The following is a 15,122-nucleotide window of genomic DNA, read 5'->3' as shown; positions in this document are numbered from 1 at the left end:
GCCGGTGACCGGGTGAGCCGGCACGGCCTGCTCTACGTGCTCGGCGCAGCGCTGCAGGGTCTCGCTCTGCTGGTCGCCACCCCGTTCGCGACGCGCGCGCTCGGCACCGGTGAGTACGGGCGGGTCGCCGTCGCCCTCGCGGTCGCGCAGACGCTCGTGAGCGTCCTCGCCGCGGGGTTCCCCCAGCTCGTGCTCCGGGACTGGGAGCGCGGTGCGGAGGGCCGGGTGGACGCGCGGGTCACGGTCGGCCTGATGGTCGTGGGAGGCATCGGGATCGGCGTGCTGGGCACCGTCGCCGTCGTCGTCCTCTGGTCGGCGGGTGTCGTCGCCGACCCCGTGCCCGCGCTCGCCGTCGCCCTGGGGTCGGGCGCTCTGACGTGCATCGCCGCGTGCCAGGCCGTCCTGCGCGCCGATCGGCGCCCGCTCGGCTTCATCGTGCTCGCCACGTCGTCGACGCTCGGCGCGGTGCTCGTGGGCATCGGTGCGACGTGGGTGGCGCCGACGGCGGGTGCCTACCTGAGCGGCTACACCGCGGTCCTGGTGCTGCTCGGGGGTGCTTCCCTCGTGGTGTCGCGTCCCGCGTGGCCGTGGCGTGAGCGGGAGCGGACACGGCGTGGGCTGCCGCCGGCCCTCGCCCTGCTGCCGCACGGTCTCGCGATGGTGGTCCTGCTCAGCTCGGACACGATCCTCGCCGGCACGTTCCAGGGCGCCGACGGAGCCGGGACCTATCAGCCCGCCATCATGCTCGGGAACACCGTGTTCACGGTGGCCACAGCGCTGTTCAACGCCTGGGGACCGGCGGTGTACCGGCAGCCGGCCGCGGTCCGGTGGCGGTGGATGGGCGCGTCCGCCGTGCTCATCGCGGTCGTCCTGGCCGGCGGGGCCGTCTGCCTCTCCGTGACGACGCCGTGGCTGGTCCCGCTCTTCGTCGGCCCGGGGTTCGACCACACCACGATCGAGACGCTGGTCCGGGTCGTGGTCTGGATGGGTGTGCCGTACGCCCTCTACCTCGGCTGCAGCCTGGTGCTCATCGAGCGGGGCCGCACCGGGACGCTCGCGACGATCACCGTCACGACCGCCGTCGGGTTCGCCGGGGCCGGGGCCCTCGCCGCCGCCGTCGTCGGGCTCGAAGGGCTCGCCGTGGTCAAGGTCGTGGCGCACACGACCCTGTTCGCCGTCACCTGGGTCGTCGCGTCGCGGCTCGCGCCGGTACCGCTGCGAGGGTGGCCCGGCGCGGTGGTCGCAGTGGTCGCCCTGGTCTCGATCGGCACCGCCCTGTCGACCGGTCCGCAGGCCGGGCTCGGGGTGCTCCTGGCCGCGCTGCCCGTCCTCGCGGTCACTGCCCTGGCCCAGCTCCGCCGTGTCCGCCGGGCCGGTCCAGCGGACGGGTCCGTGACCCCGGCCGGCTGACGTCGACCACCACGGTGCCCGCGTCCTACGGACGCAGGGCCCGCGGGGTCACCCGCGCGACCGCGCGGACCGCCCAGGCGATCGCGCACAGCAGGGTGGGGCTCAGGTCGTTGAGGCCCGATACGACCCTGGGCGCTCGAGCGACGTGGCGGAACGCCGGGCGCCGGCGGTAGTCCGGGAACCGCGTCCGTGCGGTCGCGCGCAGCTGGATCAGCCGGGATCGCTGCGGCCGGTCGAACCGGAACAGGCACGGTCCGATCGTGTTGAGGTAGTACAGCTCGACGAACCGACCCTCCACCTCGTCGGGGTAGTCGTCGTACACGCCCCACGCCTGCGCGTTCCGCACCATCTGCTCGGCGGTCTCCAGCCGGTCCGCCACGATCGCGCTGTCGCGCGAGCGCACGGTCGACCCCGCGTTGATCCGGTAGTAGTACAGCGCGTCGTCGACCTTCTCGACCCGGTCGGCGAGGCACCACACGGTCGCGAGCGCGTTGTCCTCGTACGCCACCTGCTCCGGGAACCGCACGTCGTGCTCCGTGAACAGGCTGCGCCGGACGATCTTGGTGACGATCCGGCTCCCGCGCCGGATCAGCGCCCGGTCCCGTTCCGCGGACCGTGGCCCCGTCTGCTCCGGGGAGCAGCTGACCTCCCGGGTGAGGCGGTGCGGCTCGCCACGGGCCTGCAGCAGGTCGCAGTCGACCACGTCCGCCCCGGTGTCGCGTGCTCGGGCGACCAGCTTCTCGTACATCGTCGGATCGACCCAGTCGTCGGCGTCGACGAACCCGAGGAACTCCCCCGAGGCCGCAGCGATCCCCAGGTTGCGCGCGCCGCCCTGCCGCCGGTTGGTCGGTGAGTCGACGACGACGACCCTGCCCGGGTGCTCCCGCTCGTAGGCCCGCAGGATGTCGAGCGACCCGTCGGGGGACGCGTCGTTCACGGCCACGACCTCGATCCCGGGCAGCGTCTGCGCGAGCAACGAGTCCAAGCAGTCCCGCAGGTAGCGCTCGACGCCGTGCACCGGGACGACGACCGACACCGTCGGCCGTCCAACCCGGGGCGGATCGTCCGGTGCGGGAGCGTCCACGCCCGTCAGCGGCCCGTCACCGCGCGGCGCACGGCGTCGACGACCTGGTCGACCTGCGCGTCCGTGAGGTCCGGGAACAGCGGCAGGGAGATCTCCTGCTCGTAGTACGCCTCGGCGTTCGGGCACATCCCCCGCCGGTAGCCGAGGTCGGCGAACACCGGGTGCCAGTAGGCGGGGATGTAGTTGACCTGGACGCCGATGCCGTCCGCGCGCAGCTGCTCGAACACGTCGCGCCGGCGGCCGTCGAGCACCCGCAGCGGGTACAGGTGCCAGGCCGGCTCGGCCTGCGCGCGGCGCGCCGGGGTGAGCACGCCCTCGAGGTCCCGCAGGCCCTCGTCGTACCGGGCGTGGATCTCGGCGCGGCGCGTGCGGAACGCCGCGAGGCGGCGCAGCTGGGAGGTGCCGAGGGCGGCGAGCACGTCGGGCAGGCGGTAGTTCAGCCCGAACTCGTGCACCTCCTGGTGCCACGGTCCCTCGTCGGGGAACCGCTGCCGGTCGCGCTCGCGCACCAGCCCGTGGTTCTTGAACCCGCGCGCGCGTCGCTCGAGCGCGGCGTCGGCCGTGACGACGGCACCGCCCTCCGCGGTCGTGAGGTTCTTCGTCGGGAAGAACGACAGCGTCGTCAGGTCCGCGAACGACCCGACGGGCCGTCCGTCCCAGAGCGACCCGATCGAGTGCGCGGCGTCCTCGAGGAACAGCGCGCCGTGCTCGTGGGCGAGCGACGCGAACGCGTCGGGGCTGGCGGGCAGCCCCGCGTAGTCCACGGCGGCGACGACGCGGGTCCGGTCCGTCATCGCGGCGCGCGCCGCCTCGACGTCCAGGTTGCCGGTGTCGGCCTCGACGTCCGCGAACACGACGGTGGCGCCGTGGAGCGCGGCGGCGGCCGCGGTCGCCACGAACGTCAGCGGGGTCGTCACGACCTCGTCACCGGCGCCGATCCCGGCCGCCGCGTACGCGACGTGCAGGGCCGCTGTCCCGGAGGTGACGCTCACGGCGGCGGCGCCGCCCACGTGCGTGGAGATCGCGCGCTCGAACTCGTCGACGGCGGGGCCGGTGGTCAGCCAGTCGCTGCGGAGCGCGGCGACGACGGCCTCGACGTCGGCGTCGTCCACGGACTGGCGCCCGTAGGGCAGCACGGCGGCGGCCTCAGGCGAACCGCGCGACCATGTCGCGCAGCTCGGCCTCGTCCAGCCACAGGTCGTTGGTGTCCGACCGGTAGGTCCAGCCGTCCTCGACGGGCTCACCACCCGCGGGCGTCTCGTAGCCCCACCCGCTGACGTAGGGCATGACCACGTAGCGGTCGCCCAGGCGCACGGTCCGGCGGGAGTCGTCGGGGGCGATCATCTCCTCGTGGAGCTTCTCGCCGGGACGGATGCCGATCTCGTGCATCGCCGAGCCCGGGGCGACCGCCTGCGCGAGGTCGGTGACCCTCATGCTGGGGATGCGCGGCACGTACAGCTCGCCGCCCGTCATCATCTCGAACGAGTCGAGCACGAACTGCACCGCCTGCGGCAGCGTGATCCAGAACCGGGTCATCCGCAGGTCGGTGATCGGCAGGGACGCGCCCTCCTCGGCGAGCCGGCGGAACACGGGGATGACCGATCCGCGCGAGCCCATCACGTTGCCGTAGCGGACCACGGAGAACCGGGTGTCGTACGCGGCGGCGTAGTGGTTGCCGGACACGAACATCCGGTCGGCGCACAGCTTGGTCGCGCCGTAGAGGTTGATCGGGCTGGACGCCTTGTCGGTCGACAGCGCGACGACCTTCTTCACGCCCGCGTCGATCGACGCGTCGATGATGTTCTGCGACCCGTTGACGTTCGTCTGGACGTACTCGAACGGGTTGTACTCGGCGGTGTCCACCTGCTTGAGCGCGGCGGCGTGCACGACGTAGTCCACGCCGTGCATCGCGCGGGCGAGGCGCTGGCGGTCCCGGATGTCGCCGATGAACCAGCGCAGGCGGGGGTCGTCGTCGAAGTGCCGACGGACCTCGTACTGCTTGAGCTCGTCGCGGCTGAACACCACGAGACGACGCGGGTCGTGCCGGTCCAGGACCTCCCGGATGAACGCCTTGCCGAAGGACCCCGTGCCTCCGGTGATGAGGATCGAGGACCCGGTGAGCAGAGACATGCCGTGGAACTCCCAGACGGTCGGTGCGGGTGTGCGCGGCGCCGTGGCCGCGCGGCGCGGTGCGCCCGATAGAGCATCATGGCACGGTGCGCACCGCTCCCCCGCCCTCGCCCGCCCGAGTCGTCGCCGTGGTCCAGGCCCGGACCGGGTCGTCCCGGCTGCCCGGGAAGGTGCTGCTGCCGCTGGCCGGACGGCCCGTCCTCGGCTGGGTCGTCCGCGCGGCGCAGGCCGCCGCGGGCGTCGACGAGGTCGTCGTCGCGACCTCCACCGCACCGGGCGACGACGCGGTCGCCGACCTCGCGGCGGAGCTCGGCGTGCGCGTGGTCCGCGGCTCGGAGCTGGACGTGCTGTCGCGGTTCGTCGCGGCCCGCGAGGCCACCGGGGCCGACGCGGTCGTCCGCCTGACCGCGGACTGCCCGCTGCTCGACCCGGCCCTGGTCGCCGCGGTCGTGGGCGCGTGGCGGGCGGACCCCACGCTGGACTACGTGGCGACCACCCTGGTGCGCACCCTGCCCCGCGGCCTGGACGTCGAGCTCGTCTCCGCCGCCGCACTCGCCGCCGCCGACCGGGTGGCCCGCGACCACCACCGGGTGCACGTGACGTCCGCGCTGTACGCCGTGCCGGGCGAGTACCGCACCCTCGGGCTCGTCGTCGCCCCGGACGCGCACGACCTGCGTGTCACGCTCGACACCGCGCAGGACGCGGCCCTGCTCGACGCCGTCGCGACCGCGCTCGGGGACGCCCCGGTCCGGTGGCGCGAGCTCGTCGCCCTGCTGCGGGCCCGCCCCGACCTGGTGGCGCTCAACGCCGACGTGCGCCAGAAGGCGCTCGAGGAGGCGTGATGCGCGTCCTGCTGCGCTGCGACGCCAGCGCCGGGTCGGGGGTGGGGCACCTCGTGCGGTCGCTGGCGCTGGCGGAGGCGGCCCGCGACCGTGGCTGGCCCGTGGCGCTGCTCGGATCCGTGGACGCACCGCTGGGCCGCCGGCTCGTGCACGCCGCCGGGCTGCCCGTGCTGCCGGCCGGGCCCCTCGACGCCGCGGCCGTCGCGAGGCTGGACGCCGACGTGCTGCACGTCGACCACTACGGCGTCGACGGCGACCTGCGCGGCCACGGCCCGCTCGTCTCGTCCATGGAGGACGGGACGTTCGGCCGCCGGGCGGCGGACGTCGTCGTCGACTCCACCCTGGGCGCCGAGACGGAGGACCGGCCGGACGACGGCTCCGGGACGGTGCTGCGCGGCGTGGCGTACGCCCCCCTGCGCGCGGCCGTCCGCGCGGCGCGCCGGCTGGCCCGCGACCCGGCCGGGGCGGACGACTCCCCGTCGGACGTGCTCGTCGTGATGGGCGGCACCGACGCGTTCGGGGTCGGGGCCGCGGCCGCCCGCCTCGCGGACCGGGCCGGGGCGCCGCGGATCCGGGTGGTCGCGGCCGGCGAGGCGGCCGAGCGTGTCCGTGCCCTCGTGCCGACCGCCGAGGTGCTCGGCCCTCAGGACGACCTGCCGGCGCTCGCCGCGACGGCCGGGGTGGTGCTGAGCGCCGCCGGCACCTCCGTGTGGGAGCTGGCGTGCGTGGGCGCCCCGACCGCGCTGGTCGCGGTCACGGAGAACCAGCGCACCGGCTACGAGCGCGCGGTCGCGGCGGGGATCGCGGTCGGTCTCGGTCCGCTCGACGCCGTGCGCGCCGCCGACCCCGCGGCGGTGGCGGCGCTGGCCGGCCTGCTCACGGACCCGCGACGTCGGGCGGACCTGCGCACGACGGGCCGGGCGCTGGTGGACGGGCTCGGCGCGGACCGCGTGCTGGACGCCTGGTGGGCCGCCGGCGGGCGGCCGGTCGTCGCGGCACGCCCCGCCCGTGCGACCGACGGCCCGCTGCTGCTGGCCTGGCGCAACGACCCGGCGACACGGACCTCGTCCCGCACCCAGGACGTGGTCCCGGAGGACGCGCACCTGCGGTGGCTCGACGGGGTGCTCACCGACCCGGACCGGGTGCTGCTGGTGGTCGAGCGCACCGGGTCGCCGGTGGGCACGGTGCGGTTCGACCGTGAGCGGGACGACCTCTGGGAGGTCTCGATCACCCTGGCCCCGACGGCCCGAGGGCGCGGCCTCGCCGCCGACGTGCTCGCCGCGGGCGAGCAGGCGTGGCGGGAGCGCGTCGGGCCCGGACCGGCGGTCCTGGCCTGCGTGCGGCCGGGCAACGCGGCGTCGGTCCGCCTGTTCGAGGCGGCAGGTTACCGGCCCGCGGGGATCGCCGGGGACGGGCTCGACACCTTCGTCAGGGACGGAGCCTGACGCGACGACGCCGCCGCACCCCCACGGGGTGCGACGGCGTCGAGGGGGCACGCACCGCCGTCAGAGCAGGTCCCAGGTCAGGGCGGTGCCGCGGGCGGCGTCGGACCGGAACGTCCGGCCGAGCACCACGTCGAGGTGCACCGGCTCGAGCCCACCCGCCGGGCGGATGGACCGGACGTTGTCCTCGGTGACGACGTCGCCCGCGCGCACGTCCGCGACCACGTACAGCGACCGGCGCAGACGTCGGCTCTCCGCCTCCCCCGCGGTCGGGTCGAGCCGGACCTCCCCGAGCGCCTGCCAGGCGACCTCGGTCTCGGTCGCGAGCGCCGCGAGCTCCTGCGGCTCCAGGGAGAAGTCCGAGTCCACGCCGCCGTCGGCGCGGGCGAGCGTGACGTGCTTCTCGATGAGGCACGCGCCCAGGGCGACCGCGGCGACGGAGGCCCCGATCCCCTTCGTGTGGTCCGAGAGGCCGACCACGACGTCGAACGCGTCGCGGATCACCGGGATCGACCGCAGGTTCGACTCGCTCGGCGACGCGGGGTACGACGACGTGCACGCGAGCACGACGACCTGGTCGTTGCCCTCGGCCCGGATGGTCCGGACGGCCGTGTCGACGTCGGTGATCGAGGCGGCGCCGGTGGAGATCACCATCGGCTTGCCGGTCCGCGCGACGCGGCGCAGCAGGGCGAGGTCCGCGATCTCGAGCGACGCGATCTTGTAGAGCTCGACGTCCAGGCTCTCGAGCAGGTCGACCGCCGTGCCGTCGAACGGGCTCGAGAACGGCACGAGACCGTGCTCGCGCGCCCGGGCGAAGATCGGCTCGTGCCACTCCCAGGGGGTGTGCGCCTCCTCGTAGAGCTGGTAGAGGTTCTTCCCGCCCCACAGCTCGTGCCCGGCCGAGACCCGGAACGCGGGGCCGTCCGCGTCGATGGTGATCGTGTCGGCGCGGTACGTCTGGAGCTTGAGCGCCTGGGCGCCGGACTCCGCCACCGCGTCGACGATCGCGAGCGCACGGCCGAGGTCGCCGTTGTGGTTGCCGGACATCTCGGCCACGACGAACGGCCGGTGGTGGGCGTCGACGGTGTGGGCGCCGACCCGGATCGAACGGTCCGCCATCAGACGAGCACCTCCTTCGCGGCGGTCGCCCACCGCTGCTGCCAGTCACCGATCGGCTCGACGCCCGCCGCGCGCAGCGCGTCGTGCCCGAGCACCGAGTACGCCGGGCGGGGAGCCGGACGCACGAAGCCCTCGCTCGTGGTCGGGCGCACGATCTCCGGGTCCATCCCGGCCGCCGCCACGACGTCCCGCGCGAAGCCGAACCAGGAGGTCAGCCCCGACGACGTCGCGTGGTAGGTCCCCGACGGCGCCGCGGCGTCGACCAGGCGCACCGCGAGGTCGGCGACGTCGACGGTCCAGGTGGGCTGCCCGACCTGGTCGTCCACCACGTCCAGGCCGCCCTTCTCCGCGGCGACGCGCGCGATGGTCTTGGGGAAGCAGCCGCCGTGCGCGCCGTACAGCCAGGCGGTGCGCAGGATCAGGTGGTCGGGGGCCTCGGCCCGCACCGCCCACTCGCCCGCGAGCTTGGTGCGGCCGTAGGCCGAGCGCGGGGCGGCGAACCCGTCCTCCGCGTAGGGCCGGGTCGCGTGGCCGTCGAAGACGTAGTCCGTCGAGACCTGGACGAGACGCGCGCCGTGCCGGGCGGTCGCCCGCGCCAGCGACTGCGGGCCGACGGCGTTGACGGTGAAGGCGTCACCCTCGCGGGTCTCCGCGTCGTCGACCGCGGTCCAGGCCGCGCAGTTCACCACCACGTCCGCACCGGCGACCGCGTCGAGCACCGCCGCCGCGTCGGTGATGTCGAGCTCGTCGCGGTCCAGCGCGACGACGTCGTGGCCGTCCTGCCGCACCCGTGCCACCAGGTCCTGCCCCAGCATCCCGCGGGCACCCGTCACCAACCAGCGCACAGCATCTCCATCTCGTCTCGACCAGCCGTCCGGCCGTCAGCCTAGTCGGCCCCGCTACGCTGGTCGCCGCTGCGCGGGCGTCGCGCACCGACCGATTGGAGAACCACCGTGGAGTACCGCGAGCTCGCCGTCCCCGGGGCGTGGGAGATCACCCCGAAGCAGTTCGGCGACCCGCGCGGGGTGTTCCTCGAGTGGTTCAAGTCGGCGCCGTTCGGCGACGCCGCCGGTCACGCGTTCGACCTGCAGCAGGCCAACCTGTCGGTCTCCGCCGCGGGCGTGCTGCGCGGCATCCACTTCGCGGACGTCCCCCCGGGCCAGGCCAAGTACGTGACCTGCGCGCGCGGCGCCGTGCTCGACGTGGTCGTGGACATCCGGGTCGGCTCGCCGACGTTCGGGCAGTGGGACTCCGTGCTGCTGGACGACGTCGACCGCCGGGCGATCTACCTGGCCGAGGGCCTGGGCCACGCCTTCATGTCGCTCGAGGACGACTCGACCGTGCTCTACCTGTGCTCCGCGGGCTACGCGCCCGGGCGCGAGCACGGCATCCACCCGCTGGACCCGACCGTGGGCATCGACTGGCCCACCACGGGCCGCGACGGCCGGCCGATCACGCCGCAGCTGTCCGAGAAGGACACGGCCGCACCCACGCTCGAGCAGGCGCTGGCCGACGGCCTCCTGCCGCAGCACGCGGACGTCGAGGCGTACCTGGCGACGCTGCGTGGCTGAACCGACGGGCGTCGTCGCCGTCGTCGTCACCTACCGGCCGGACGTCGCCGCGACGACGGTGCTGCTGCGGGCCCTCGCGCCCCAGGTGGACCACGTCGTGCTCGTCGACAACGGCAGCGACGCCCGCGCGGTGGACGCCCTGCGGGACGTGGTCGCGGACCTGCGCGGCGAGCTCGTGGAGCTGGGGCGGAACCTCGGCATCGCACGGGCGCAGAACCTCGGCATCGAGCGGGCGCGCGCCCACGGCGCGACGACGGTGCTCCTCTCGGACCAGGACTCCGTGCCGGAGCCGGACATGGTCGCGCGGCTGCGGGACGGGCTCGCGCGGGCCCGCGCCGAGCACGGGCGCGTGGCCGCCGTCGGCCCGGTGACCGTCGACGAGCGCAACGCGGGCGCGCCGCTGCTGTTCTCGGACCACCGCTGGGGACCGCGTCGGGCCACCGTGCCGCAGGTGGACGGCGCCCTCGTGCCCGCCACCTTCCTCATCGCCTCGGGCTGCCTCGTGGACGTCGCGGTGCTGGGCGAGGTCGGCGGCATGAACGAGGCCTGGTTCATCGACCACATCGACCTCGAGTGGGGGCTGCGCGCCCGCCGGGCGGGCTACGGCTCGTTCGGCGTCGTCGGCGCGCGGCTCGCGCACTCGCTCGGCGACCGCGTGCAGCGCATCCCCGGCCGCGAGCGGGACGTGCACATCCACTCGCCGGTGCGGAACTACTACATGGCCCGCAACACCGTCCTGCTGGTCCGGTCCGGGCTGCTGCCGCGTGCCTGGCAGGTCGGGTACCTGGCGTGGATCACCAAGTACGCCGGGTTCTACGTGCTCGCCGTCGCCCCCCGGGCCCGTCGCGCCCGTCTGCTGCTGCGCGGGCTCGTCGACGGGCTGCGCGGACGCACCGGCCCGCTGCAGGAGGACGCATGACCCACGACATCCCCACCGCGGACGTGCTGATGCTCGCCTTCGGCCCCGAGCAGTACCTGCACGAGGCCGTCGCGGCCGTGCTCGCGTCGCAGGACGTGGACGTCCGGATCGTGCTCGTCGACAACGGGTGCACGACCGACGCCGTGACGACGCTCCCGCCCGACCCGCGTGTCCGGCTCCTCGTGCCCGGGACGAACCTGGGCTTCACCGGAGGCATGAACGCCGCCGCTGCAGCCACCTCCGGGCGCCCGGTGGTCCTCGTGAACTCGGACGCCGTCGTCGCCCCCGACGCCGTCGCGACGCTGGTGCGCGCGCTGCGGTCCGACCCCGAGGTCGGTGTCGCCGGCGGGCTGGTCCGTCTCGCGTCGGACCCCGGACGCGTCAACTCCGCCGGGAACCCGCTGCACGTGCTCGGCCTGTGCTGGGCCGGCGGGCTGGAGGACCCGGTGTCCGCGCACACGACGGGCCGCGAGGTCGCCTCCGCGAGCGGCGCGCTCGTCGCCGTGGACCGCTCGCTGTGGGACGAGCTCGGCGGGTTCCCCGAGGACTTCTTCGCCTACATGGAGGACCTCGAGCTGTCGTGGCGGGCGTGGCAGCACGGCCGGACCGTCCGCTACGTGCCCGAGGCCAGCGCGGTCCACCACTTCGAGTTCAGCAGGTCCCCGCTCAAGATGTACCTCCTGGAGCGCAACCGCCTGCTGTTCGTGCTGACGACGTACCAGGCGCGCACGCTGCTGCTGCTCGCCGTGCCGTTGCTCGGCTTCGAGGTCGCGATGCTCGCCGTCGCCACCGCACAGGGGTGGGGGCGCCAGAAGCTCCGAGGCTGGGCGTGGCTGCTGCGGCACCCCAGCGCGGTCGCCCGCCGCCGGCGACTCGTCCAGCGCACCCGGTCGGTCCCGGACCGCGCGCTGGCGCACCTCATGACGGACACCTTCGACTCGGCGCAGATGCCGCTGCCCGCCGCCGCCGCGCCCGTGCAGGGCCTGCTGCGTCTCTGGTGGCGCGCCGCACGGCGGGCGCTGTGACCGCGCCGGTCGCCGCGGTCGTGACCGCGTTCCGCCCGGACGAGCGTGCGACAGCCGTCGTGCGGTCGGCCGCGGCGCAGTGCGCCACGGTCGTGGTGGTCGACAACACCCCGGAGGGCGAGCCGGGAACCGACGCCCTCCCCGAGGTCGCCGCGCTGGCGACGGTGCTCCGCCCGGGCCGCAACCTGGGGCTCGCCGGGGCCTTGAACGCGGGGGCGGCGTCGGTCCCCCCGGGAACCGACCTGCTGCTGCTCGACCAGGACTCCGCCGTGCCCGACGGGCTCGTGGCGGCGCTCGCCGCGCACCTCGACGACGACCCGCGCACCGGCGTCGCCGCACCGGTGCCGTGGGACGTGGACGCCGACCGGCCGCTCGACCCCCGTGCAGCGCACCGGCCTCCACTCGCGGACCTCCCGGTGGTCATCACGTCGGGCATGCTCGTGCGCCGGGCAGCCCTGGACGCGGTCGGACCGTTCCGCGAGGACTTCTTCGTCGACTGCGTCGACCAGGACTTCTGCCTGCGGGTGCGGCACGCCGGGTGGCGGGTGGTGCAGGACGCGCGCGTCCGGCTCCCGCACAGCCTGGGCGAGACCCGCTGGCGCGGCATCGGCCCGCTGCGGCTCCGCTCGACCAGCCACGCCACGTGGCGCCTGTACTGGACGGCCCGCAACGGCACGGTGCTCGCCAGGGAGCACCTGCGCCGCGAGCCCGCCTGGGTGATCGTCTCCGCTGCCCTGCAGTGCTACGTGGCCCTCACCGTGCTCCTGTTCGAGCCGCCGCGGGCGCAGCGGCTGGCGACGCTGCTGCGAGGGCTGCGGGACGGGTGGACCGGACGCACCGACCCCCGGATGCGGCCGGGAGGACCGGCGTGACCGCCGACCAGGTCCCCGCCGGACCCGCCCCGGCCACGGGCCCCGAACCTGCTGCCCGGCGCACCGACGGCCTGCTCGTCGCGGTGGCGCGGATGGCGCCCCTCGGCGTCCAGCTGCTCGCCACCCCGTTCGTCCTCGAGCGGCTCGGCCCCGGCGCGTACGCCGCGTGGGCGCTGATGATGACGACGATCAACCTGCTGCTCACGGCGGACCTCGGGGTCGTCGGCATCATGCAGCGGTACCACGGCGTCGCGCGCGGTCGCGCGGACACCGCCCTCGGCGGTCGGATCACGGCGTCCGTGCTGCTGGTCCTCGGGGCGCTGCTGGTCGTCGTCACCGTCGCCGGTCCGTGGATCTCGCGCGGCGTCCTGGCCGTGGTGACCGTCCCCGAGGCGGTCCGGGACGACGCCGCCCTGCTGTTCCGGCACGCGGGGACGCTCGCGGTGCTGCAGCTCGTCGCCCTGGCCCTCAGCTCGTACCTCGCGGCGCGGTCGCGGTTCGTCGCCATGGCCGTGCAGTCCCTCGCCGCGCGAGGCGTGCTCGCCGTCGGGATCGTGGTCGCGCTCGCCACGGGCTCCGGGCTGCCGGGGCTGCTGCTGGCCTCGTTCGCCGACGCGGGCGTCGCGGTGCTCGCCGGGCTGGTGCTGTGCCGGCGGCACCTGCTGCGCGAGGTGCGCCGACCGACGTCCCGCGCCGAGACGCGCGAGCTGTGGGCGTACTCCTGGCGCAACCAGCTCTCCGCGGTGGGATTCGTCGCCCAGCGGGAGCTCGACGTGGTCCTCGCCGGCATCCTGCTCGGCACGGCCGCACTCGCCAGCGTCTCCGCCGCCGCCCCGCTGACGGCCGCGGCGTGCCTCGCGCCCACCGTGCTGCTCACACCCGTGTTCACCTCGCTGAGCGTCCGTGCCGGACGCGATCCCGGCAGCCTTCCGGACGCGGGGGCCGAGGCGGAACGCGGCTGGCTGCGCCTGGTGCTGCCGTTCGCGGCGCTGGCCCTCGGCGTCCTGCCGTTCGCCGCCGCGGAGTGGCTCGGGCCGGAGGTCGACGGGATCGCGCCGCTGACGGCGGTGCTCGCTGCCGGCTTCGTCCTCACGCTCGCGGGCAACGCCCGCGCCGTCGTGGTCCGCGCGGCCGGCCGGCCGGGCATCGAGACCCGCTCGTACGCCGTCTACACGGTCGTGAAGGTCGTCGCCGGCGTGCTGCTCGCGCTCGCCGGCGGGATGTTCGGCCTCGCCGCGGCCGGCGTGCTGGCCTCGTCCGCGGCGCTGGTCGTGCTGCTGCGCGGCTCGCGCGGCCTGGTCACCCCCGGGGGCGGACCAGGCCGGGGCGCGGTGCTGGGCGCGCTCGCGCTCGCGCTGGGCACCGCGGCGGTCTCGTGGGCCGTCCAGCACGTCGTGGACGGCCGCTGGACGACGCTGGCCTGCCTGGTCGTCGTCGGCGTGGCTGGCGGGGCCGTCGCGGCGCTGCCGCTGCTGCGGTCCCGAGCGGGCAGCTCCGACGAGTAGTCTGCACGGGTGCCCCACACGAGCCTCGACCGCGTGCTCGTGGTCATCCCCGCCTGGAACGAGGAGGACGCCCTGCCCGGCGTCCTCGACGAGGTCCACGCCGTCTGCGCGGCCGAACGGTCTCTGTCCGCCACCGACGTGGTGGTCGTCTCCGACGGCTCCCGCGACGCGACCGCCGCGGTCGCCCGAGCGAAGGGTGTCCCGGTGCTCGACCTGCCGATCAACCTCGGGGTCGGCGGAGCGATGCGTGCCGGCTTCAAGTACGCGCTGCGCAGCGGTTACGACGCCGTGGTCCAGCTCGACGCCGACGGCCAGCACGACCCGCGCGCGATCCCGGAGCTGCTCGCCGCGGCCCGGGAGCACGACGCCGATGTCGTGATCGGCGCGCGGTTCGCCGGCGCGGGCAGCTACGAGGCCCGCGGGCCGCGCCGCGCCGCGATGCGGGTGCTGGCGGGTGTCCTGTCCCGTGTCACCGCCACGCGCCTGACCGACACGACCTCGGGGTTCAAGCTCGCCGGTCCGCGCGCGCTGCCGCTGTTCGCGTCCGAGTACCCCGCCGAGTACCTGGGTGACACCGTCGAGTCGCTGGTGATCGCCGCCCGTGCCGGACTGGTCGTCCGGCAGGTCCCGGTGTCGATGCGCGAACGGCAGGGCGGGCGCCCCTCCCACAGCCCGCTCCGCGCGGCCGTCTTCCTCGGCCGCGCCGTCCTGGCTCTGGGGATCGCCCTGAGCCGACCGACCAACCGGACGGCCCGCGCCCGGTTCCACGCCGCCGCGGAGGTGAAGGGATGACCGGCTACGTGACCGCGCTCGTGATGTGCGCGGTGACCGTCGGGGCGATCGTCTACCTGCTGCGGTCCCGGCGGATCCGCGAGAAGTACGCGGCCGCCTGGATCCTGCTCGCCGGCGCGGTCGTCGTCGTCGGTGCCATCCCCTCCGTGCTGGCCCGCCTCGCGGACCTCCTGGGCGTGGAGACACCCGTGAACCTGCTGTTCCTGGTCAGCGGGGTGGTGCTGCTGATCGTGTGCGTGCAGTTCAGCGTCGAGATCTCGCAGCTCGAGGAGGAGACGCGCACGCTCGCCGAGGAGGTCGCGCTGCTGCGCCTCGACGTCGAGCAGCTGCGTGGCCCGCGCACCCCGGCCGGTGACGACACCGGTCTCCCCCCGGGGCGCACGGGCTGACGACCTGCCCGGACCAGCCGGC

General features: G+C 75.2%; 15 protein-coding genes. 10 read left to right on the top strand and 5 right to left on the bottom strand.

What is annotated here, in order from left to right; translation table 11 throughout:
- The first annotated feature begins 12 nt into the window (after positions 1 to 12).
- Entirely contained in the window at positions 13 to 1,410 is a 1,398-nt protein-coding gene (locus EBM89_RS05105; RefSeq protein WP_147463451.1) for a lipopolysaccharide biosynthesis protein, read from the top strand.
- 25 nt (positions 1,411 to 1,435) lie between these two features.
- Here the strand turns inward: EBM89_RS05105 and EBM89_RS05100 are convergent, their stop codons facing one another.
- The 3 genes from EBM89_RS05100 to pseB are packed head-to-tail and all read right to left on the bottom strand — an operon-like array spanning position 1,436 to position 4,624.
- The gene (locus EBM89_RS05100) at positions 1,436 to 2,446 is read right to left on the bottom strand and encodes a glycosyltransferase family 2 protein (protein WP_158609509.1); all 1,011 of its coding nucleotides are present in this window, start codon (positions 2,444 to 2,446) and stop codon (positions 1,436 to 1,438) included.
- Positions 2,447 to 2,499: 53 nt separating this feature from the next.
- Positions 2,500 to 3,630: a DegT/DnrJ/EryC1/StrS family aminotransferase gene (locus tag EBM89_RS05095; RefSeq protein WP_122148381.1), complete on the bottom strand. Its 1,131-nt coding sequence runs from the start codon at positions 3,628 to 3,630 to the stop codon at positions 2,500 to 2,502.
- Positions 3,631 to 3,640: 10 nt separating this feature from the next.
- Entirely contained in the window at positions 3,641 to 4,624 is a 984-nt protein-coding gene (gene pseB / locus EBM89_RS05090) for a UDP-N-acetylglucosamine 4,6-dehydratase (inverting) (protein ID WP_122148380.1), read from the bottom strand.
- A gap of 86 nt (positions 4,625 to 4,710) precedes the next feature.
- Between pseB and EBM89_RS05085 the strand changes: the two genes are divergently transcribed.
- Both EBM89_RS05085 and EBM89_RS05080 read left to right on the top strand, forming a co-directional pair.
- Positions 4,711 to 5,466, top strand: coding sequence for a cytidylyltransferase domain-containing protein (locus tag EBM89_RS05085; protein ID WP_233571551.1), 756 nt, complete (start codon positions 4,711 to 4,713; stop codon positions 5,464 to 5,466).
- Entirely contained in the window at positions 5,466 to 6,911 is a 1,446-nt protein-coding gene (locus tag EBM89_RS05080; RefSeq protein ID WP_122148378.1) for a bifunctional UDP-2,4-diacetamido-2,4,6-trideoxy-beta-L-altropyranose hydrolase/GNAT family N-acetyltransferase, read from the top strand. The genes EBM89_RS05085 and EBM89_RS05080 overlap by 1 nt, the downstream gene beginning before the upstream one ends.
- A gap of 60 nt (positions 6,912 to 6,971) precedes the next feature.
- Here EBM89_RS05080 and pseI read toward each other — a convergent pair whose 3' ends face one another.
- Complete coding sequence (gene pseI, locus EBM89_RS05075; RefSeq protein ID WP_122148377.1) at positions 6,972 to 8,027, bottom strand: pseudaminic acid synthase; 1,056 nt, start codon at positions 8,025 to 8,027, stop codon at positions 6,972 to 6,974.
- On the bottom strand, positions 8,027 to 8,872 hold the full coding sequence (rfbD, locus tag EBM89_RS05070) for a dTDP-4-dehydrorhamnose reductase (RefSeq protein WP_122148376.1): 846 nt from the start codon (positions 8,870 to 8,872) through the stop codon (positions 8,027 to 8,029). The genes pseI and rfbD overlap by 1 nt, the downstream gene beginning before the upstream one ends.
- Positions 8,873 to 8,980: 108 nt before the next feature.
- Here rfbD and EBM89_RS05065 point away from each other — a divergent pair, with 108 nt between their 5' ends.
- From EBM89_RS05065 to EBM89_RS05035, 7 genes are read left to right on the top strand one after another with little or no spacing between them, the layout of a single operon-like run.
- On the top strand, positions 8,981 to 9,598 hold the full coding sequence (locus tag EBM89_RS05065; protein WP_122148375.1) for a dTDP-4-dehydrorhamnose 3,5-epimerase family protein: 618 nt from the start codon (positions 8,981 to 8,983) through the stop codon (positions 9,596 to 9,598).
- A complete protein-coding gene (locus EBM89_RS05060) occupies positions 9,591 to 10,517 on the top strand; it encodes a glycosyltransferase family 2 protein (protein WP_122148374.1) in 927 nt (308 codons plus the stop codon). The genes EBM89_RS05065 and EBM89_RS05060 overlap by 8 nt, the downstream gene beginning before the upstream one ends.
- The gene (locus EBM89_RS05055) at positions 10,514 to 11,542 is read left to right on the top strand and encodes a glycosyltransferase family 2 protein (protein WP_122148373.1); all 1,029 of its coding nucleotides are present in this window, start codon (positions 10,514 to 10,516) and stop codon (positions 11,540 to 11,542) included. Before EBM89_RS05060 ends, EBM89_RS05055 begins: the two co-directional genes overlap by 4 nt.
- Positions 11,539 to 12,414 (top strand): glycosyltransferase, encoded by an 876-nt coding sequence (locus EBM89_RS05050; RefSeq protein WP_158609507.1) that lies wholly within the window; start codon positions 11,539 to 11,541, stop codon positions 12,412 to 12,414. Before EBM89_RS05055 ends, EBM89_RS05050 begins: the two co-directional genes overlap by 4 nt.
- Positions 12,411 to 13,919 (top strand): lipopolysaccharide biosynthesis protein, encoded by a 1,509-nt coding sequence (locus tag EBM89_RS05045; protein WP_122148371.1) that lies wholly within the window; start codon positions 12,411 to 12,413, stop codon positions 13,917 to 13,919. Before EBM89_RS05050 ends, EBM89_RS05045 begins: the two co-directional genes overlap by 4 nt.
- Before the next feature lie 9 nt (positions 13,920 to 13,928).
- A complete protein-coding gene (locus tag EBM89_RS05040) occupies positions 13,929 to 14,711 on the top strand; it encodes a glycosyltransferase family 2 protein (protein WP_122148370.1) in 783 nt (260 codons plus the stop codon).
- On the top strand, positions 14,708 to 15,100 hold the full coding sequence (locus EBM89_RS05035) for a DUF2304 domain-containing protein (RefSeq protein ID WP_122148369.1): 393 nt from the start codon (positions 14,708 to 14,710) through the stop codon (positions 15,098 to 15,100). The genes EBM89_RS05040 and EBM89_RS05035 overlap by 4 nt, the downstream gene beginning before the upstream one ends.
- Positions 15,101 to 15,122 lie beyond the last annotated feature (22 nt).

Source organism: Cellulomonas triticagri (assembly GCF_003696205.1).
Lineage (GTDB): Bacteria > Actinomycetota > Actinomycetes > Actinomycetales > Cellulomonadaceae > Cellulomonas > Cellulomonas triticagri.
This window is presented reverse-complemented; position numbering and strand designations above follow the sequence as displayed.